Below are 19499 nucleotides of genomic sequence, written 5' to 3'. Positions count from 1 at the left end.
TTATTTTTCGGGGGTGATTATTTTCACTAGCTCCGTGGTGCTGACTTGTCCATTGACCCTTGAGATCGTTTTGATGCAGTCGAGTCCAGGGTAATACCACTTGGTGGCGTGGATGGTTTGAACATTACCCAGGTACAGTTGATTCGATGATTTTTCAATTTTGATGCAATCTTTGAAGGTGCCTGCGGGTGTTGTTATGGATTCCCGGCCAATGATTTTGATCGAGGATGACTGAATAAACGGGAAAATTTTTCCTTCATAGTGTTGCTTCCCGCTAGCATTCGATGAAATCACATCTCCCTTGTGAAGGGTAGGTGGAAGCTCCAGATCAGGTTCAGTAAGCTTGAGGCTTAGGGCCGGATTAGCATATTCAAGTAAATGAAATCCGTTTTGATCGATGTGATGTTTACTTGTTGATTTATGTTTGCTTCCGTCAGGTAGAGTTTGGTCGTGAGTCACAGTCGCGGTTCCGTTTGTCGAGCTGGTCACACTGCTTTTTATGCTGATCTCATCACCGTTGTGGATTGTGTTTTTATACAGCCAAGTGTTACCCTCAGTGAGGTTGATGAGCTCCTTGGCGGTTGATAGGACTTCTCCTTTGTTTTGCTTTGGTGCTTTGTTTTTTTCAGGTGCTTGTTTATTGTAAAGTTTGGCCCTGATCCTCACACCGCCGTCTTCGAATCCGAGTGACGATTGCAGGCTGTTGAAGCGGGTGAGCCAGGAGAGTGGCGGGGCATCGTTGCGAGGGGCTCCGGGGTGGCCGTAGGCGACGGACTCCATGGTCATGGCTTCGGCGTTCCATTGGTATCCTTTACCTCCGGGGCAGTAGAGGTCGGATGCAAAACGTTGTTGATGGATGAGGGCTGGCTGCTGGCCGGGGAAACGGCGGTGCCATTCGTTGAGAATGGGGATGGCGCGCCAGCTTTCCATTCTCCGGGTTTCCTCCAGATCGGTATCGTCGATGATTTTTGAGAGACCTGTGAGAAACCTCGGATTAGATTCGAAGAGGCAGTGTTTGGCCTGAGGCAGAGCGTCGAGTGCCGGGCCTTCGGCGATGGTTTCAGCTTCTCGGTCGATGGCTCGGTGTAGTATGTTTTCGTCGAGCGATAGGAGGAATGCACTTGGCAGGGCTGCATAATAGAGGGAGATTTGGACGCCATTGAGTTCTTCTTCATCGGTTAGCACGGCGACATAGGATTTGCCTCCATGTTTGCGAGTCTCATAGCGGACGAGATCGGGAGCGGAACTGCCGATCATGCCCTTGATCGCGGTCAGGAACAACGCCAGTTTCATTTTACTGGTGGATTCGACCCTGATGGCGAGAGGTAACTGTCCGATCAGTTTTTCGCTCATTTTGGTGTTCTGAACAGCTTTCCAGAAAAATCCGTCTTCGAGGTGAAGTGAGACGGAGTTACCGACCCAGGAGAGTGGATTGATTTTCAGCCCTGGGAGCATTTCCACCAGATCTTTATCGAACTCGTCGAAGAGCTCGCTGTTTTTATCGAGGGCAAGGGCGAAATAGAGCAAGGATTCCGCGGGGACTGAGCGGGCCTTGGGGGAGAGGCTGGCTTCTCCTACGAGGTCGATCATTTCGTTGTAATCACTATCCACACTCAGTGGAAGCACCGTGATATCCAGAGCTTGGGAGTCGGGTTTGAGTTTCAGCTGAATGGCGATGGGGTCGAAGACCTGGGCCCAGCCGGACTCGTATCCGCGACGCCATTGTTCGTAGGCTTGGGCTTCGGTGGCGCTTGCCGATGTGAGTTTGAGTTCGGAAACCGGGGTGATGAAACCGAGGTTGCCGTAGTGTTCACTGTGGATGGAGCTTCCAGCAAGCTTGCAGGATCCGAGTAGCCCGTCAAAATCCTTGCCGATGGGTTGTTCTGCCAAGGCCCGGGCGTTGAGTTCACCTAGGGCGGCTGCGGCGCGTGTGCGACGGGATGCCCCGATGCGAAGTTCCGGACTACACCAGCGTCGGATAGTGGCGTCGGAGAGGTAGACGAAGGCGGACTCGTCTGCGGCGATAGGGTAGCGGTGACGGAAAAAGCGGAACTCTTCACTGGCTCCGAGTGAACGATCGCGGGTCACTGCGGTGAGGCGTTTGATTTGTTCAGAGGAATTGGCCACGGCGACCAATGTGCCTTTGAGCAGGAGGTGGCAGGAGAACGATCGATCGGTGTTTTCAAAGGCAAGGTGCTTGGAGCTGCCAGAAACGTCGACGGCTTTCAGGCTTTTGGCTTGATGTTGTTTTGCTTTGAGTTCGATGGTTTTCGATAGTGACTGGAACAGGAGTTCCGGTTTGTCCGATTCAAACAGAACGGCGACATCGCTGCCCATCGGGAAAAAGGGATCCCCGCCGGTAACGGCGACCGATTGAATGGGTAGGAGTTTTGCCGCCATGTCTGGAACATCGAGCCCCATTTGGCGTCGGTAACGTGATGGCAGGGTTCGGAAGGGGTTGCGGACGGTGAAGCTCTGAATGACGGGGGCTCCGTCACGTTCGATGTGGTCGATCAACTTGAAGAGGTCGTTGATGGATGGCACAAAGAGAGCGTGCTGGTCGATGGGGATGTAATGGGAGAGGGGGTCGACGCTTACCGGGTCTGAGGGAAGTTTGTCTGTCCAGTCGATGGCTTTGACGGTGACCCCTTTGATCGTTTTGATTTCGACATCAGGTTTGTCTTTTGAGGTGGCTAGAATCAGGTCGCGGTCGAGGGCCAGGTTTTCGGAGATCGCGCGGCCACCGGAAAAAATGGCAAAGGTATCGTCGAGGTCTGAAGCATTGCGTCTGGTGTTGGCGTTTTCTTTTTGAGGGGCGCCTGCTTGGTGCCTGAACCACGCGGTTCCCGGGAGGTGTCCATTTGCGAGGCGTTGGTAGTGTTGGCTGCGAAGGGCTTCAAACTGTTCTTTGCTGCAGGGTTTGGCCGTGGACGGGTCGAATTGGAACGCGTATGATTGCAGTTTTTTTTGGCGTTGATCGTTGCTCATCCAGAGGTTGATGATGCCTTTTGTTTTTTTCGGCTCTTTAAGCTGGATGGCGATTTGTAGTTCTTTTTGTTCCGGGGTGTGCCAGCGATGTTGTTGTTGTTCTCCCTCTTGGATAAAGGCGGTGAATGCCTGACCGGAGGATTCCGGTATGCGGACCGAGACCGCTTGCTGTCTTTTGGTGTCCCAAATGCCGAGAGCCAACGCTTGTTCGGGAAGCTTCTGTGCCTTGTCCAAGGTAAGATCCTGGATTTCGACTTTGTAGTAGGTGTCGGCATTCAAGGACGTTGCCGTCAGCATGAAGGTGGTGGAGAGAAGGCGTAGCGGAGAGAACAATCTTCGTTTCATGCTGCAATGACTAACACGCTTGGACACAGCATGGAAATTGATTTTTTTTATGGGATGATCGATTTGATGTATGTTGCGTAGCATATGATGGCTTGGCAGAGGCACAAAGATGGGGGAGGGTGTCGCTATGCAGGTGATGAGAGCAATGCGATTGAGATGGACGGGGGCAGCTGTTGGTGTGGCGGTGATGGTCGGAGTGTTGATACCCGGAATGCCCCTCATTGCTGATGAACGCGTCGAAACCGCTTACAGTAGAGAGCTGGATGCCAAGCTTGAGCAAGCGGGTGAGAACCGTGCTGAGCTGGAAAAGGCTCTCGATGAGGTGCCAAAGGCGCAGCGCAAGGGGATGCATTTTTTGATCGCTTACATGCCGGATTCTGACGCCCGCTCGCTGAATGCCGCTTATTTGTTAAACAATGTGGCCTGGGCATACAAGGCCCGCGAGAATTTCACTTGGGCGAAGCAGGTTCCTGAGGACGTGTTTTTTAACGATGTGTTACCTTATGCCAGTTTGAATGAACGGCGTGACGATTGGCGGCAGGATTTTTATAAACGCTTCAGCAAGTATGTGAAGGATGCGAAAACGCAAGAGGAGGCTTTGATGGCTGTGAATCGGAACATTTTGAAGGAGCTCAAGGTGGAATACAACACCAAGCGTAAAAAGCCGGATCAGAGCCCGTATGAGTCGATGGAGCAGGGGATGGCGAGTTGTAGTGGCTTGTCGATTCTGCTGAACAATGCCTTTCGCTCGGTGGGCATCCCTTCTCGGGTGGCAGGTATTCCAGCATGGACCACCAAGCGAGGGAATCACAATTGGGTGGAAGTCTGGACCCCGGTCGACAAAGCCTGGCATTTTACCGAGTATTACCCGGATGCCAAGGGACTGGACCACGGCTGGTTACTGGCTGACGCCGCACAGGCGAACCCGAAGAGTTTTTACCACAGTATTTATGCAAGCTCTTGGAAGTCGACCGGGCTGCATTTTCCTATGGTGTGGAATATGAAAAACAAGGAAGTGCCCGCGGTGAATGTCACGGAACGCTATGTGGCGTTAGGTGGTGAAAATGCGGTAGGTGAAAACGATTGCGAGTTGCGCATTCACCGGATGGTGGGCGGGAAGCGGGTTGCGATTCCCGTGGTGGTGCTTCAGGGGGATCTTAAAATTGCCGAGGGCGTTTCACCTAAGCCAAGCGACGATATGAATCGTTTTTATACGGTCGTGGTTCGCAAAGGGCAGATCTATCAATTGATGTGGAAGGATGAGGTGTCTGGAGCGATGCAACGGCAAACGGTCACCACGCCGAAAGATAAAACCTGGCTGGAGGTCAAGTTGGGGGGGTAGGGGAGGAACTTTCTGATGGCCTCTGTTTTGTTCCTTCGTGCTTGATGCGCGAGTTGTGTATGGGCTTGGAATGCTAGGGTTTTCTCAAGGCGATTTCGAGAGCGGTCCGGACGGCGTTTCTTTTACTGAGGGCCCGGAGTAGTTCGGCTTCGATACGCTCCCGGTTTTCTTCGTCGGTGGTGAACTCGATCTCGTTTTCGAGATGGAGGATGAGGTCGTTTGTCTGACGCAGTTTTTGCTCCATATGAATGAGGGCACAGGTGTGTCTCCATGCTGGTGGTCTAGGGGCTGATGATGCCGTGGATTGGGGCGCGAGAGGAGGCGTCTTTTCGCTGGATAGCGCTGATGCCTTCAGTTGTGTATGCGTGGCTTGTTTCGTCGCGGGTGTTTTTGCAGGGTTCATAGATGAACATCTAACATTTATTAGGAGGTTTGTCTATGTGTTTTTGTTAGTTTGTAGGTTGCGGTAAAGTAGGGCAGGATTCTATCCTGCCGGCTTCCGGGTGTGAGGTGGGGGGTAATTGTAGTTATGCCATGCCAGCTGACAGGTTGGAAACCTGTCCTACTTTGCTAAGGTAGTTTGGTCAAGGGATGGTGCTCTCACGCCGGCTGAAGAGGGTGGGGGCACGTGGTCTGTTAGCTCGGTGGTTTATTTTTTCATGGCTTTGTTGACTTTGACTCCCTTGCCTTTGCTTCGGCGGAACTCATTGTAGCTTTTGTAGTTCTTCTTGTTGAGTTCCAGCTGGCCTTGGATCAGGTTGCCTTTGAAATCGACTTTTTGTTTTTTCTGTGGGGCGGCGAAGGCATCATCGTTGCTTTGCTCAGTTTCGCTGGATTGGTAATCAATCTGGCTACGGAAGAACGCATAACGACCTTTGGGGTCGCGGGCGATCACGGTGGGTTTTCCCTGGATGGATTCGGCTTTCCAAATACCGCGGAGATCGGTTTCCCCGGTTTTGAATCGGGAGTTGTCACTACCGATGGCTTTGACATGGACGTTGTCGAGGAGCTTGCCGGATTCGCGATCCCTGACGTGGACTCGCAAGCTCGCGGCGTCAGGCTCTTCTTGGACTTCCATTTTTAGGGGGGTGATCAAGACGAGGCCGGACGTATAGAGGTAGTCTCCACGGCAGAGGATGAGGTAGGCACCGTCGTTGCGGATGGGGAGCGTGATGTGTTGCTGCATATCCTCTGTCATGTCGCCCTGGTTGAGTTTGATACTGAGTTCATGTTCCGGAGCAATACCGGCGAGTTCAATATTGGTGATGTTCGACAGGTTTTTTTGTTTTAAGTAGAGCTTCATGAGGTCCACACGATAGATTTTCAACTCAGCGGTTGAGATATTGCGGTAGTCCATGGTGATGGTGGCTTTTTTTCCAGATGAGAGCACTTTGACTTCATCGAGTTTGACTTTTTTCTGTTCAAAGTAAGCGATGGATTCACGTGCGTCCGGGTAATGGTCCTTGATGGGTTCATACCATTCCATTGCCTTATCGGGTTGTCCTTTGGCATGGAAAATCTGGGCAGTGATGAAGGTTGCCAGATTTTTATCCTGCGAGGTTCCGTGGGCCACTTCAGCGGCGGCTTGGATGGCGACATCGTAGTCTCGCAGCCAGAATGACCCGAGGGCCTCCATGTAGCGGAAGCTGCTGAGGTGTTTGCTTTCAGGATACCGTTGATGGCAGCGTCGAGCCTGGGCGACGACGGCGCGGTAGTCTTTTAAGGCGAACAGGGTGTTGGCCATGGTGTAGGAGACTTCATCGGCTGCCGGGTGTTCGGGGTGTAGGAAGAGGAATTGGTCGAGCATCTTTTGGGATTCGGAGATGAGTTCGACTTCGCTGACCTTGCTGTTTGCCGGGCTATCGATTCTGGCTTGGACTTTTCTGGCGTTGCCAGACCTTTCGTTCAGTTCCTGAGCCATGGCAAACCACGTGTTGGTGATCTCGCCGTGGTCAGGATAGAGTTGCCAGATGTTTTTCTGGTAGTCAATGGCGTCGAGGAAACGTCCCTGGTCTTCGAGTGCTGCTCCGACGTAGGTGTCTTGGGCGAAACCAGCTTCGAGCGTGGCGGCAAAAACGTACTGCCCCCGTTCGAACTCTTTGAGTTGTCGGTATGCTTTGCCGACTTTAAGGATTTTATCGAAGGGAATGCTGAGGTCCGGCATTCTGGCGTCGAGTGTTTCAAAGGCTTCGACGAGTCGCTTGGCATCGGGTGTTTGTTCAGCGGATTCTAACCAGAGTGTGATGCGTGCGATTTCAGCATCTTCGGTGGATGGAAGTTTCAGCTTGCGTCGTGCTGCGAGGTGTTGTTTCGCCAGTTGGTGTTCTCCATGGTTGTAATGGAGTTTGGCGAGTTCGGCGTGCTCGGCCGCAGAGGTTTGATAGGGTTGTGTGGATGCCTTGCCTCGGGCAAGTACGGTGAGTGACCCTTGCGGACCGAACACCGCTTGTCCGGGGGATTGCAGGGGAATGAAGGTCGAGGGTGTCTGATTCCACGTTCCTGTGTGGCTTGCAATCATTTCATAGCGGATCCAGCGTGGTTTGAATGTCCCTCGGAAGGTGACGACCAAGTGGTTGTTTTCCAACCGGGCCCCACTATGGGCACCACGAAGAGAGCCCGGAATGTAAGTGAATCCGGCAGGAAGCTGCTCGACCAAGACGACATCTTTCTGGTCTTTTTTCTGATTTTCCAGACGGATGTCGACACGCACGATGTTCTGGAATTCGGCCTCTTTTGCCGGTGACTGTCCCGTGGTTTTGATAGGCTGCCCCTGGAAACTCAGATTTTCACGGTAGTATTTCCGTTCGAGGATGGCGAAGTTGTCGTTATTGGATTTTGGGAATTCGGCGAGGAATCCTGTCAGGCTGGCTGATAGGTAGAGTTCGCCCTTTCCCTTGACCACGGCTTTGACCGTGTTCTTTCCAGGTGTCAGCTTCTTGCCCGGGATATGGATCGGGGTGGATGGGGTGTTGTCGTCTGTGTGGTGGGTAAGGATTTTGTTCCCATTGACGAAGATTTCAACCGTTGCCTTGGTGGCGTCCGTTGCTTTCACGGATGCAGCCAGCCCGGAGACGGCGGCGGCACGGATGATGTCATTGGTGTATCCCACGGCTCCGGCTTGTTGCCAGGTGAGCTGTTTGAGTTGCTTGGCCTGAGCCTTCAGTTTGGGATTGATCTTGGAAATGCTGGAGAGTGCCCGGAGTGCTTGCCCTGCGATCCATGCCGGATGGCGGGTGATCGGATCGGTCGAGCTGGCCCATTGCTCTTGATCGTGCATGCTTTCGAGGAGGTCCGAAGCAAAGGACGGGCGGTCGAGGTTGATAAATGCCTGGGCGAGGAGCACCTTTCCAGCGTCTCCCAGGGTGCCTCGGTCTCGGTAGAGGCGGTTGCAGATGGAGAAATCAGATGCTTTGCCAAAGGAAAGCGCTTGTTGCACGAGGCAGCGGGAATCCACTTCGGGGTCTGGGATTTTTTTTGCCTGGGTTTTGAGCCAGGATTCGGTTGTTTGTGTCGCAAGTTCCTTGCTGAAACCCATGGCCTTCCAGCGATGGATGGCTTCGTAGGCTGTGGCGGTCACGATCAGGTTGCTTTGTTTGCGGCCATGTGTCGAAGTCCATGATCCATCTGCCCGCTGAAGTGCGAGCAGCTCATTGAGTGTCCATTTTGCCCGTTGTAGTAGTTGCTGGTAGTGTGGGCTGGAGGTGGCCTTTTGTTTGGTCAAATACTCCAGCACCGCGACCTGGGCGTTGAATTGACCCGCCGGGTGGGCTTGCCGGCACGGGACGTTCCAGCCAAAGACGGGCTCAAGCTTCGAGGTGGAGAGCTGATAGAGTGACTGGTTGATGTCTTTTCTGAGTGTCAGAGTCAGGTGGTGTGGGGTTGCCTGATCTTGCAGAGCGATATCGAAGCTGCTTGTTCCGGCGCTCAATGTCTGGCTGTGCCGATTTGCGACCGGGGCTCCGTATGGGCGGATCGGAACCTTGATCTCGGTTTGGTATGCGGCGCCCTCCAGCGTGAGCTCTGCGAGTAGCGTCAGGGTGCCGGATGCTGGGACCGTGATCTTTTTTGTCGGGACGGTGGCTGAGTCGGCATCTTTGTCGATGGTGAGTTCCTCGGTGTGAGTAGCCAGAGGCTTGCCGTTATGGTTGACGCTGATTTTTACTTGGCCGTTGGTCGCGGGCAGGGCGCCGTGGCGGAACAGTGAGAGTTCGGGGATCCATTTGTCACCGCCCATGACCTGTGGGATGGAAGCAAAGCGCAGGCTGACCGGTTCAGAGGTTTTGATGGTCTGTCGATCGACCCCCAAGGTTCCATTTTTTGCTGCAGCGAGGACATGGAGCGTCCATGTTCCAGCACGATCGGGGAGGGGGATTTTCAGCGTCGAGCTTCCTTGGGCCAGTAGTTGGATGGGGGCGGACCAGTTGGGTGCGGCTGTGTGTTCGGTGGTGTTCCATGTGCCATTGAAGAGGCCTGTTAATGCCATGGGGCTGGTTCCTACGGCATTGGGAAGCTCGGGGATTTGATTGAGCCTCGCCCCCCCCTGATTTGCCGGGATTCCGGGGATGTTGGTGAAATTGACCGGGCTGATGAAGTCGACCCCGTTGCGGGCCTCGCCATTTCCGATACGGCCTCCTCCGACGAACCCGCTTTGAGCTCCTTGGGAGCGGAACACGGGTTGGTTGATCCGGTTGGGGTTGACGGCAAACCCATTCCGGGACCTCGCCAGAGCGATGGCATTGGCATCTGCTGTCGAGGTTCGTTGTGGGTTGTTGAGATAAAAATCGATACTATTGCGTTGGAGTGATTGTGTGCGGTTTGGGTTGTTGAGAATGGCATCGATGGAATTCCGGGTCACGGCGTAGTCTCCTGAGCGAAGACCTGCGGTTGCGCGGTTGCCTGCCTGGATGTCAACTTGATTGGGGAGTTCCCATGCCTGATCAACCTGTTGAAGGCTCTCAGCTCGGGTTTGGTCGTATGCGGAGCGGTAGTAATCCGATTTGATGCTGGCGACTTTTTCCATCCAGCGGCGGGCATCTTTGTTATACGGATCTTCACGTAGGACGTTACGGAATGCTTCATCTGCTTCATCGTATTTGCCTAGGTTGTAGTATCCTTCACCCATGTAGAGATGCTTACGGATGTTGTCGATACTCTGGAAGTGTTGTTGGGCGAGACGGCTGAGGTCGGTGACTCTGTGAGCTCGGTTGTTGCCGTCGGCGATGCGTTGTTGTTCTTCTTTATAGGCAGCGAGGATTCGTTGCTGGGTTCCGGTGTGGGTGAACCCGCAGCTGGTGCCCATTGAATATTGGGGAAGCTCTGAGGAGCGTTGGAACGGGGTGTAGATGAACCAGCCGCCCTCGGGTGATTTGGCCTGAGTTTCGTGGCGCTGCTTTTCAATGGATGCCATCAACAGAGCCGGGACGGGTTTGCCTTGGGTGTCACTCACGTTGACCTGGGCTGTGATGGTTTCTCCGGGTGAGAAGGACGCCTTTTCCGGTAGTATGGTTTGGACGAATAGCCGGCGGCTCACCGTAACCACGTCCTCCGCGGAAAAGAATGATCGGTCGTGCATGACCATCAAGGAGGTCCTGAATATCGGGGCGTGCTGCGGGCTGAGATCCAGCTTGAAAAGGTTGGCTCCCGGTTTTAGCTCGACGATTTGATGTTCAATGATGTGTTGGGCCTCAACTGTGAGCAGGGCTTGACAAGCGGTATGGCGTTTGGAAAAGACCCGCAACTCGAATTGGCTGTCATCGAAGAGCTTTTGGGTATGGTGGTAGGCGGTGATTTCAGATGCAGCATCATCACCTAACACGTGGATGATCGTTTCTGTCAGGCTGGGTTTTCCCTGAGGGTCAGAGCCTTCGATGCGGAGAATGTAGCGACCTTGAGCGGCAATCTTGATTTCGGTTTTACCTTTTCCTGATTGGGGGTCGGTGGTGATTGGGAGTTCCTGAACGAGTTTCTCCTTGTTGCCTTCAGTGCTTCGCAGGAGTTTGAGTGCGAGTGTGGCTCCTACCGGTTGTTCGGAAGCATTGTGGGTGTTGACCTTGATGGTGATCGGCTCCTGGCTGGTGACCATGGCTTTGTCTGATTCAGCCCGGATGTAGAGCTGCAGCGGGTCAATTGTGATGGCGTTGGCTGCTCCCATGCTGGAGATGCCGATGAGTTGCGCAGAAAAGACGAGTGATGAACCGGATGCGATGCCTGTGGTGTCGTAGCTGAATGTGGCGAGGCCTTGGGCATCGGTGACAACATCGCTGTGTTTTCCTGATGGTAAAGTGAGACGGATCCGTCGGTCGCTGACGGGAGCGTCCCAGTGATAACGGGCACGGAGAGAGCCAGTCAGGATATCACCCGTTTTGAGGTGAGATTGGTCAAAGGTGAGGGTCAGGGAGGCTTGACTGTCCGACTGTCGGGTGATCGGGATGAGGTACTGGAAACGTTCGGGGCTGGGTGTGGACGATTGCTTGGCTTCGTCGGGACTTTCGGGGGTTAATGTGACGATGACGGCTTTACTTTGCGTGTGTCGTGGGATTTTAAATTGGGCTTCAAAACCACCTTGCGGGTTTAAATCAAGCGAGGATTCAAAAATGGGCAAGTGGTGGTTGGTTCTGCAGTTGAGGGTGTATTTCTTGTTTTTAGGCAGGGTGTAGGAACCGTTGAGTGCGTCCCGGACAATGCCGGAGAGGTGCACGGTTTCTCCGGGGCGGTTTTCACTGCTGGCCGTATGGAACCACGCCTTGGCGGTGAGTTTAGCCGGAGAGGAGGTGCTGTCGAGGTCCTGAGAGCATGTGGCCGCCCCTTCTGGGGAAATGGCCAGCACTCGCAATGAACTGAGATCTTCGAGGGCATCGAATGTTTTATAACAAACGCCGTCGGGACCGGTGAGCTCTGTCCCGATGATTTTTTCACCGCTGGCGAACAAGAGTTTTACCTTGGACGCCGGTTTTCCGCTGACCCAGTTGGTGGCGTAAGCGATAAGCTCCCGGGTGCCAACGCGGACGGCAATATCAATATTGCTACGCATAACCAGGCTGGTTGTGTGGTAGTCTTCGTCTTCAATTTTGATGATGCAGACGCCGGGTTTATTTTTGGGGAAGGGGATATCTATTTTCTGGGTGAGCGGATGATGTTTTTGATAGTCTTTGATGGAGACGTCCCATGAATGATCGGGTTCGATGAGGTCGATATCCAGTTTGGTAAGATCTGCCAGGTGGCCATTTTTGAGGAAGTAGGCTTTGAGGTCGATCCAGTACTGATGGACTTTGACCTTCTCGATGTTCCTTGTATTGAGGATGATTTGAGGTGTTTCTTTCAGGGTGAACGTTTTTTCAGCGCTGGCTAACAATCGTTTGCTGGTGAGGGCGGCCAGACGGGTGCGGAAGTCTTTGGCTTTGGAGCTTTTGTAGAGGCTGATCGCCTTTTCCATATCGATGAAGTGTTCTTCCCAGAGTTTGGCCGTCAGAAATTTTGCGCGGGAGGCTTCATTGGATTTTCCGTATTTACTGGTCAAGATATTCCAAGACGAGATGGCCTGCTGATAGAGTGTGTCCTGTCGGATTTTTTTGTTTGCTGGTTCCGGGGACTCCTTGTCGATCCGAATAGCCAGTTCGTATGGAATCTGGCCGCAGGAGAACAGGAGCCCCGCAATCCTCGGGTCGAGAGGATATTGGCTGATGAAGGCTTCGACTCGTTTGGTCGCCTGGGTGTGGCAGTCCACCTCATTGGCTGCCCCAGCTTCTTTTTTCAGGATTGCCAGCTGGCTTTGCAGCTGGGCGTAGTCGATTTCGACGAGGCCTTTCTGGCATGCGGCCCATTGGGTTCCATTGGGGAACGTTTGAGCTGTCAGGTTCCAGGCTTTACGGGCGAGTTCGAATTCTTCCATCGCGAGGTGGATGGAGCCGAGTGCGTAATGGGCCAACTCAAGGTGTTGTCCTGCTAATTTTTTTCGAACCTCCAGCTCTCCGGCGGTTTCCACTGACTGACTGAGCGGCGTGGGGGTGACGGCGGTCTTGTATTTATCAGCGATGTAATTTTGATAGGCGGTGATGGCCAGTTTGTTTTTGCCGTGGGATTGCAGCATGGAGCCTAAAAGGAAGGCCGTTTTGTTTGCGTGGATGTGTTTGGGGTAGGCTTGGAGGTAGGCTTCGGTGGTTTGTTTCCATTCGTTGATGTCGTATGCTTTGCCTCCTTTTTGGCGCAGGGTGTGAATACGCAGCCAGCTGGCGTCGGCGAGTAATGCTTGATCCGCATCGATGTGTTTTTCTTCAACCAGCTGGAGGAGTTCGAAGAGATAGTTATCGGCTTCGGGTCGTCGGTTTTGTCGGTGCAGTGCCTCGGCATGAAGGTAACGAACCATGGCGATGTGTTTGCCCGTCGCCAGGGTGTTGGCATTTTTTTTCATGGTCACCCGTTCAGGGCTTCCGATCAAACCTCTCCATGACGGGTCAAACTCTGCGAGGTAGGCGAGGGCTTCTTTTTCTGCTCCCTGATAGTTACCTGCCAGCGAGAGCATGCTGGTCATTTGGTAGCGGGCTTCGGCTCGTAGTGTGTGGCCGCAGTTGAGGTCGAGGATTTCGCTGTAGAGGTTGTAGGCTTTGGCGTAATCCGGTGCGGGGGCATCGAGGTTGTCAGCCGCGGGTTTGCGGGTGAACGACTCGGCAAAGCGGATCAATGATCGGGCGATGCCAGCCTTACGTTCGGTCGCGAAGAGTTTGATGGCTTGGCTTTCGTAGATGCCAATGGCTTTTTCATACTGTTTGCGAGCGCTATAGGTTTCCGCTTCAAGGAAGATGGACTTGGATAACCATGTGCTCTTTGGAAATTGCTTTTGGAGCTGCTGGCAGGATTGTTCCGCTGCTTCGTAATTTTTTTGAAGGAATTCGGTGGTTGCCTTCAGGTGCAGGAGTTGATCCTGGGTGAACTGCTTGTCCGCTGCAGCCAGGGTTTCCAGATTGCCGCTGAGGATTTTTCCTGCGAGGGCGTAGTTGTTGTCCTGCAGGGCGTTGGCCGCTTTTCTGGCGTCGGTTTCAGCATGGACGCACGGAATGGGAGCGAAGGTGAAAAGGAGGACGGCGAAGGCGATGAAACTTTTCATGCTGGCTTTTTTAGCAAGCCGGCCAGCTGATACGAGAAATAAATGTTGGGCTCGTGTAAAGGGTTTGTAAAAGGGGGCGTCGGCTGAAGTTTAAGCGAGGAAGGGGTTGTGTTGTTTTTCCAGAGCGATGGTGCTCAGGGGGCCGTGCCCCGGGCAGAGGAGAGTTTCGGGGGGCAGGCTGAGGAGGTTTTCACGCGCATGCCGTAGCGACTGTTGATAGCTGCTGAGCCCGGATGCTTTTCCCATCGATCCGGCAAAGAGGATGTCACCACAAATACAAACCGGTGCGGAGAGCCCTTCAATGAAGTAGGCCCGGGAGGGCGTAAAATGGCCGCTGGTTTCCAGTGCGGTGAGTCGGATGTTCGGTGTCAGTGCACGGGACTCTCCGTGACGGATGTTCTCTGGCAGGATGGTTTGATCTTCTGGAAACGAGGGCAGCCCGGAGATGTGGTCGTGATGCCCGTGTGTGATGTAGAGGTTTTTTAGCTCCAGTCGGTGTGTGCTAAGGTGGGAGAGGATGGGCGATGGGTCGGTTCCGGTGTCGAAGACCCAAGCGGAGTGCTCATTTTCCAGAATGAAGGCGTTGACGCCGGCGTGGCCGAAGCGGGTTGTGATCGTAATCAGTCCGGCTGGTGCTTGGCAGCCCGGGAGGTAGGTATTGAGCTGGGCCAGAGCCTTGGGGTTGAGCCCGAGGGCTGAGGCAATGGCGTTGAGCTCGTGGACGGGCAGTGCCGGGCCATCGGCTTGCAGGGCACGGGAGACAGCGGGCTCAGGCAAGGATGCCTGTTGTGCCAGAGATGCCGGCGTAAGTCCCTGACCGCGCATGGCCTTGCCAATGACATCACAGATGTCGTCTTCTCTGGGGATCTGAGGGGCTTTGGTCTTGTCCTGTGTCATCGCGCTTGTGGTAGAGGTTTGGAGTTGTCGCTAGACTGATCTTTAGTCTAGATCATGGGCATGATCAATGTGGTTTGTGCGGTGATTCAGGATGATGACGGACGGGTGATGGCTTGCCAGCGGTCGGAGCATCAGTCCCATGCCGGGAAATGGGAGTTCCCCGGAGGGAAAGTAGAAACCGGTGAAGATCCTCGGGATGCCTTGCGCAGAGAGATCCGGGAAGAGCTGGGCTGTGAAATCGAGGTCGGAGATCGATTACCTGAGGTGAAGCATGATTATGGAGACGTTGCCATTTGTTTGATCCCCTTTGTCTGCCGCTTGGGAGAGGGCGCTGAGCCTGTGCCCCATGAACACGCTGCTGTTCGCTGGCTCGAGGAGGGGGATTTTCCGTCTTTGGATTGGGCTGAGGCGGATATTCCTATCTGGCGCCACTGGATTGGAGGACAATAAAAAACATCCCCACCGGATAGAACCAGCGGGGATGTTTGAAGAGTTGGTGATGTTGGCCGCTTAGACGCTGTATTTGGCAACGAGCGCTTCCATTTCCGCCATCTGGGCGTCGATGGATTCGCAGAGTGCGATCTGGGTGCGTGTGCGATCGACGTTGTGGCCGTCACGGTGCACTTTGAAGTAGACGTCGCCTTTGAGGTAATCGGTCAGGAAGCGGGTTCCGCATTCCATCGTCAGGAGTTTGCCGGAGAAGGCGAGCAGTGAGCGTTCGTTGTCGGTCAGGAATTCCCCAGCGGATGCGAGGTAGCCTTTAACCAAGGCGTCGAACATGAACATGCGCATTTCAACCTTGGAGACGTCCTTTTCATCTTCGGCTGCCGGAGAGGTGGCGGTGCGCACCATGTCGCCGAAGTCGTAGATGGCGGATCCGGGCATGGTGGTGTCGAGGTCGATCACGCAGATGCCTTCGCCGGTTACGTCATCGAGCATGACATTGTTGAGCTTGGTGTCGTTGTGGGTGACACGAAGCGGAAGTTCACCACTTTCAAGCATGTCGACGACCTTGCTGCCTTCTTCCTGACGGGCCATGTACCAATCGATTTCCTTTTGCACGCTGGCGGCGCGGTTCTCGGTGTCGGCCTCGATGGCCTCGACGAGATGCTGGAACCGTTGTTTGGTGTTGTGGAAGCCTGGGATGGTTTCGTGTAGGGGATCACCGGGCAGGGTGGCGGCGAGTTTTTGGAACTCACCGAATGCACGGGCTGCTTCGGTTGCTTGGGCTTCCGACTCGATGGTGTCGTAGGTGCGGGCACGTTCGATGAACGGGTAGGTGCGCCAGCAGTTGCCTGCGGCATCGATGGCGTGCGGGGTGCCTTGCATCGATGGAATGCAGGTGAGGGTGCGACGGCGGGCTTCCGGGTTGCCTTCCTTGAGCAGTTCGTCGAGTGCGTGGGTGGTGACCCGGTCAACGTTCTCCATCAGTTCGATGGGCTTTTTGAAGGCCTCGGTGCTGAGGCGCTGGTGGATGTAGCGAATCCGTTGTCCTGCCTGGTCGTAGTAAGCGCAGTAGGTATCGTTGATATGACCGGAGCCGTAAGGGTGGGCGTGAACAAAGTCCGCGCGCATGTCGAACAGCCCGGCAATCTCTTTGATGTCGTGCATAGTGGTGGTAATGTTTTGTGTGTTTAGGAGTGGGCGCACCTAGGGAACACCTTGGACGATTAGTCCAGAGGTGTCGGGTAGTCCCCGGCGTCGATGAGCTGTTGGATGTTTTCAACAACGTGTGGTTTGTCTTCCGGATAGGTGACTCCGAACCATGAACTGGTGGTTTCAAGAACTTTGCAGTCGCCTCTGTCTTCCCGGATGAGTTCGTCGACGAGTGTCGGGATGTAGCACTCGGATTTGAGTTCGGTGCCTCGTTCCTTGAGGAAGGTGATGAAGTGTGCTTCGATCTGAGTGAAGAACTCGTTGGTGAATCCCCAGAAGTTCATGGAAGCAATCGCTGATTCCGGAACTTCGCGGCGGTTGCCGTCGAGTCCGTTACCGTAGATGTTCCCATCGTCCTCACGTTTGATTTCGGTGACTTCCTCGACATCCTTGAGGAATCCGTTTTCAGCGGAACAGATGCCACGGTTGACATCTCCGTGATCCGAAAGGGTCTTGGTGATGTGGTAGCCGACCATGCAGTAGTGTGACTTGTCGTCGTTTTGTTCTGTGGTCTGTGCGAAGTACTTGGCAATTTGTTGGTAGGCGTCCGATCCGTAGAAGTCATCGGCGTTGATCACGGCAAAGGGGCCGGAAATGGCGGTCCGGGCAGCCCGGATCGCATGAATGGTGCCCCAGGGTTTGACGCGTCCTTCTGGGACGGCAAATCCGACCGGGAGGTCGTCGAGTTTCTGGAAGACGTAGTCGACTTCGATTTTTCCAGCGAACTTGGCTCCGACTTGTTCCTTGAACAGGTCGGCAAAATCTTCGCGGATGATGAAGACAACACGTTTGAATCCGGCACGAATGGCATCGTAAACCGAGTAGTCGAGGACAGTTTCGCCATTGGGCCCCATGGGGTCCATTTGTTTCAGGCCGCCGTATCGGCTGCCCATTCCGGCTGCGAGAACAAGAAGTGTGGGTTCCATAATAAGAATTTTCTGTGGTTGTGCGGGGATGTTTTGCCGTGGAATAGGGGATTTGGCAATGGTTTCTTTCATGCTGAGGAAAATCCGCGCTGCCTTTGGTAAAGAATGCTATTGTCAGTGCCGCTTCCATTGTCTTTGATGGCCCCGGTCATACAGATTGCCTTCGCATCCTTGGATGGGGGTGGTGATGTGGACGACCGATCCGAATCACAACTGCATGGAGATACTATCTGACGAAGGAGGACGCCGGCATGTGCGCTCAGTTTATCGGGCGATGCTTACGGCGCGTGTTCTCGAGAACAAATTGGGAAGCCTCTACAAGGCCGGTAAGATTGTTGGCGGTGTGTATCTGGGTAAGGGGCAGGAAGCGGTGAGCGCTTCCCTTGCGACTTGCCTGGAAAAGGGAAGGGACGTGTTTGCCCCCTTGATTCGGGACCAGGCCGGACGCACGGCCTTTGGTGAGGATTTACTCGATTGCACCCGGACTTACCTTGGCTCGGTGGATGGCCCAATGCGCGGTAGGGATGGGAATATTCACCGGGGACGCCCTGCAGAGGGGATGCCGGCAATGATCTCGCATCTGGGAGCTTCGATTTCGCTGGTCAGTGGTATGCTGCTGGCCAAGCGCTTGAAGGGGACCTTGGATGGCGTGGTCGGAGCCACTTGTATTGGTGACGGCTGCACCTCGACGGGATCCTTTCACGAGGGATTAAATACGGCTGCGGTAGAAAAGCTTCCTCTGGTGTTAACGGTTGCCAACAACCAGTATGCGTATTCAACGCCCAATGTGCATCAGTTTGCATGTGAGAGGCTGGTGGACAAGGCTGTGGGATATGGAGTGCGGGGGCATCAGGTCGACGGCACGGATATGTTGGCCTGCGTCGAGGTGATGTATGAAGCGGTCGAACGGGCCCGGGCGGGTGAGGGACCTCAGTTAGTGGTGGCGGAAATGCTGCGGCTTACTGGTCATGGTGAGCACGATGATGCTTTTTATGTGGATGCTGCAATCAAGCAGTCGGGGGTTGGTCGCGATTGTTTGGAAGTAGGGCGCAAGCAGATGGTGGACGGTGGCTTTGCCGGAGGTGATGAAATCGACACTTGGCAGGAGGAAGCGGCTCAGACGGTGCAGCAGGCTCTGGCCCAGGCTCAGAAAGAGCGCTCTCCCGACCCCTACCAGGATGATTGGCAGGCCTATGCCACCCATTTGTCCACGTATTACAATCAAGACTGAAGTGGATGAGTGAGGTAACCTACATAGACGCGATTCATGCTGCCTTGGACAAGGCGATGGCAGATGACCCGGGAGTTTTTCTTTACGGTCAGGACATCGGAACCTTTGGTGGGGCTTTTAAGGCGACCAAGGGTTTGGTTGGCAAATACCCCGGCAGGGTGCTGGATGCTCCGATCAGTGAGGATGCGATGGCCGGTGTGGCGATTGGAGCGGCGATCGAAGGAGCCCGCCCGGTTTTGGAAATGCAGTTCGCGGATTTTTCGTCTGTGGCGTTCAACCAGATCGTGAACCAGGCTGCGACTCATTATTACCGGACGGGGGTTCCCGTGCCCTTGACGGTGCGTCTGCCTTCCGGCGGCACCCCGGGGTCCGGGCCGTTTCACAGTCAGAGTATGGAGTCGATCTATGCGCACTATCCAGGGCTGGTTGTGGTGACTCCGGCAACGGTGGCAGATGCGTATTCGATGCTTTTGGAGTCGATTGAGCTCGACGACCCGGTGGTGTTCTGTGAGCACAAATTTTTGTATCGCTGGCTGAAATCAGAGAATTTTGACGGGGATGCGTTACCGATTGGCAAGGCTCGGATTACCCGTCCGGGAAAACATGCAACGGTGGTGGCCTACAGTGCGATGGTGCATGAGGCTGTGCGTGCTGCTGAAATCCTGCACGCCGAGGGGGGGTGGGAGATCGAGGTGGTTGACCTGAGGAGTGTGAAGCCGCTGGATACGGATACGGTGGTTGCATCGGTGGCCCGAACCGGGCGTCTGCTTGTTGTGGGTGAAGCCTTTCCCTGGGGAGGCGTGACCGCTGAAGTGGTTTCGCGAGTGAGTGCGGACGGTTTTCACTTGCTGGATGCACCTCCGGTCAGGCTGAACGCCCGCGACACGCCGATCCCGTATCACCCGAAATTGTGGTCGAGTCACCGACCAACGCCCGAGTCGATTGTGCACGAGCTCCTCAAGCTCTTGAATTACTAGTTTTTCATTGTCGTTTATAATTTCCAACCCTAATCAG

The 19499-nt window shown here is 54.4% G+C and carries 10 protein-coding genes; 4 read left to right on the top strand and 6 right to left on the bottom strand.

Going from position 1 to position 19499, the window contains the following annotated elements:
* Positions 1-3333 (bottom strand): hypothetical protein, encoded by a 3333-nt coding sequence (locus tag HW115_RS16500; RefSeq protein WP_178934047.1) that lies wholly within the window; start codon positions 3331-3333, stop codon positions 1-3.
* 145 nt (positions 3334-3478) lie between these two features.
* Between HW115_RS16500 and HW115_RS16495 the strand changes: the two genes are divergently transcribed.
* Positions 3479-4675 carry a transglutaminase-like domain-containing protein gene (locus tag HW115_RS16495; RefSeq protein ID WP_178934046.1) on the top strand — a complete coding sequence of 399 codons (1197 nt, stop codon included), beginning with the start codon at positions 3479-3481 and terminating at the stop codon, positions 4673-4675.
* A 73-nt stretch (positions 4676-4748) separates the two neighbouring features.
* On the opposite strand, the gene HW115_RS16490 is transcribed toward HW115_RS16495, so the two are convergent.
* The 3 genes from HW115_RS16490 to HW115_RS16480 all read right to left on the bottom strand — a co-directional run bounded on the left by HW115_RS16490 (position 4749) and on the right by HW115_RS16480 (position 14672).
* Positions 4749-5078: a hypothetical protein gene (locus HW115_RS16490; protein WP_178934045.1), complete on the bottom strand. Its 330-nt coding sequence runs from the start codon at positions 5076-5078 to the stop codon at positions 4749-4751.
* Positions 5079-5324: 246 nt separating this feature from the next.
* On the bottom strand, positions 5325-13775 hold the full coding sequence (locus HW115_RS16485; protein WP_178934044.1) for a tetratricopeptide repeat protein: 8451 nt from the start codon (positions 13773-13775) through the stop codon (positions 5325-5327).
* A 90-nt stretch (positions 13776-13865) separates the two neighbouring features.
* Positions 13866-14672 (bottom strand): MBL fold metallo-hydrolase, encoded by an 807-nt coding sequence (locus tag HW115_RS16480; protein ID WP_178934043.1) that lies wholly within the window; start codon positions 14670-14672, stop codon positions 13866-13868.
* A 54-nt stretch (positions 14673-14726) separates the two neighbouring features.
* Between HW115_RS16480 and HW115_RS16475 the strand changes: the two genes are divergently transcribed.
* The gene (locus HW115_RS16475; protein ID WP_319609409.1) at positions 14727-15122 is read left to right on the top strand and encodes a (deoxy)nucleoside triphosphate pyrophosphohydrolase; all 396 of its coding nucleotides are present in this window, start codon (positions 14727-14729) and stop codon (positions 15120-15122) included.
* Between the two features lie 60 nt (positions 15123-15182).
* On the opposite strand, the gene HW115_RS16470 is transcribed toward HW115_RS16475, so the two are convergent.
* Together HW115_RS16470 and HW115_RS16465 are read right to left on the bottom strand one after the other, a co-directional pair.
* Positions 15183-16283: a phosphotransferase enzyme family protein gene (locus HW115_RS16470; protein ID WP_178934042.1), complete on the bottom strand. Its 1101-nt coding sequence runs from the start codon at positions 16281-16283 to the stop codon at positions 15183-15185.
* Positions 16284-16342: 59 nt separating this feature from the next.
* The gene (locus HW115_RS16465) at positions 16343-17254 is read right to left on the bottom strand and encodes a nucleotidyltransferase family protein (protein WP_178934080.1); all 912 of its coding nucleotides are present in this window, start codon (positions 17252-17254) and stop codon (positions 16343-16345) included.
* Between the two features lie 217 nt (positions 17255-17471).
* Between HW115_RS16465 and HW115_RS16460 the strand changes: the two genes are divergently transcribed.
* Together HW115_RS16460 and HW115_RS16455 are read left to right on the top strand one after the other, a co-directional pair.
* Positions 17472-18485, top strand: coding sequence for a thiamine pyrophosphate-dependent dehydrogenase E1 component subunit alpha (locus HW115_RS16460; protein ID WP_227021594.1), 1014 nt, complete (start codon positions 17472-17474; stop codon positions 18483-18485).
* Between the two features lie 5 nt (positions 18486-18490).
* Positions 18491-19462 (top strand): alpha-ketoacid dehydrogenase subunit beta, encoded by a 972-nt coding sequence (locus HW115_RS16455; protein ID WP_178934041.1) that lies wholly within the window; start codon positions 18491-18493, stop codon positions 19460-19462.
* Positions 19463-19499 lie beyond the last annotated feature (37 nt).

This window comes from Oceaniferula marina, from assembly GCF_013391475.1.
GTDB classification, from domain to species: domain Bacteria; phylum Verrucomicrobiota; class Verrucomicrobiia; order Verrucomicrobiales; family Akkermansiaceae; genus Oceaniferula; species Oceaniferula marina.
Note: the sequence above shows the minus strand (reverse complement) of the source record. Positions and strands in the feature narration are given on the sequence as shown.

Excerpts from the sequence above, each read along its gene's own strand:
- HW115_RS16500 (WP_178934047.1), bottom strand. The coding sequence starts at position 3,333 with ATGAAACGAAGATTGTTCTCTCCGCTACGCCTTCTCTCCACCACCTTC.
- HW115_RS16495 (WP_178934046.1), top strand. The coding sequence starts at position 3,479 with ATGCGATTGAGATGGACGGGGGCAGCTGTTGGTGTGGCGGTGATGGTC.
- HW115_RS16490 (WP_178934045.1), bottom strand. The coding sequence starts at position 5,078 with ATGAACCCTGCAAAAACACCCGCGACGAAACAAGCCACGCATACACAA.
- HW115_RS16485 (WP_178934044.1), bottom strand. The coding sequence starts at position 13,775 with ATGAAAAGTTTCATCGCCTTCGCCGTCCTCCTTTTCACCTTCGCTCCC.
- HW115_RS16480 (WP_178934043.1), bottom strand. The coding sequence starts at position 14,672 with ATGACACAGGACAAGACCAAAGCCCCTCAGATCCCCAGAGAAGACGAC.
- HW115_RS16475 (WP_319609409.1), top strand. The coding sequence starts at position 14,727 with ATGGGCATGATCAATGTGGTTTGTGCGGTGATTCAGGATGATGACGGA.
- HW115_RS16470 (WP_178934042.1), bottom strand. The coding sequence starts at position 16,283 with ATGCACGACATCAAAGAGATTGCCGGGCTGTTCGACATGCGCGCGGAC.
- HW115_RS16465 (WP_178934080.1), bottom strand. The coding sequence starts at position 17,254 with ATGGAACCCACACTTCTTGTTCTCGCAGCCGGAATGGGCAGCCGATAC.
- HW115_RS16460 (WP_227021594.1), top strand. The coding sequence starts at position 17,472 with ATGGAGATACTATCTGACGAAGGAGGACGCCGGCATGTGCGCTCAGTT.
- HW115_RS16455 (WP_178934041.1), top strand. The coding sequence starts at position 18,491 with ATGAGTGAGGTAACCTACATAGACGCGATTCATGCTGCCTTGGACAAG.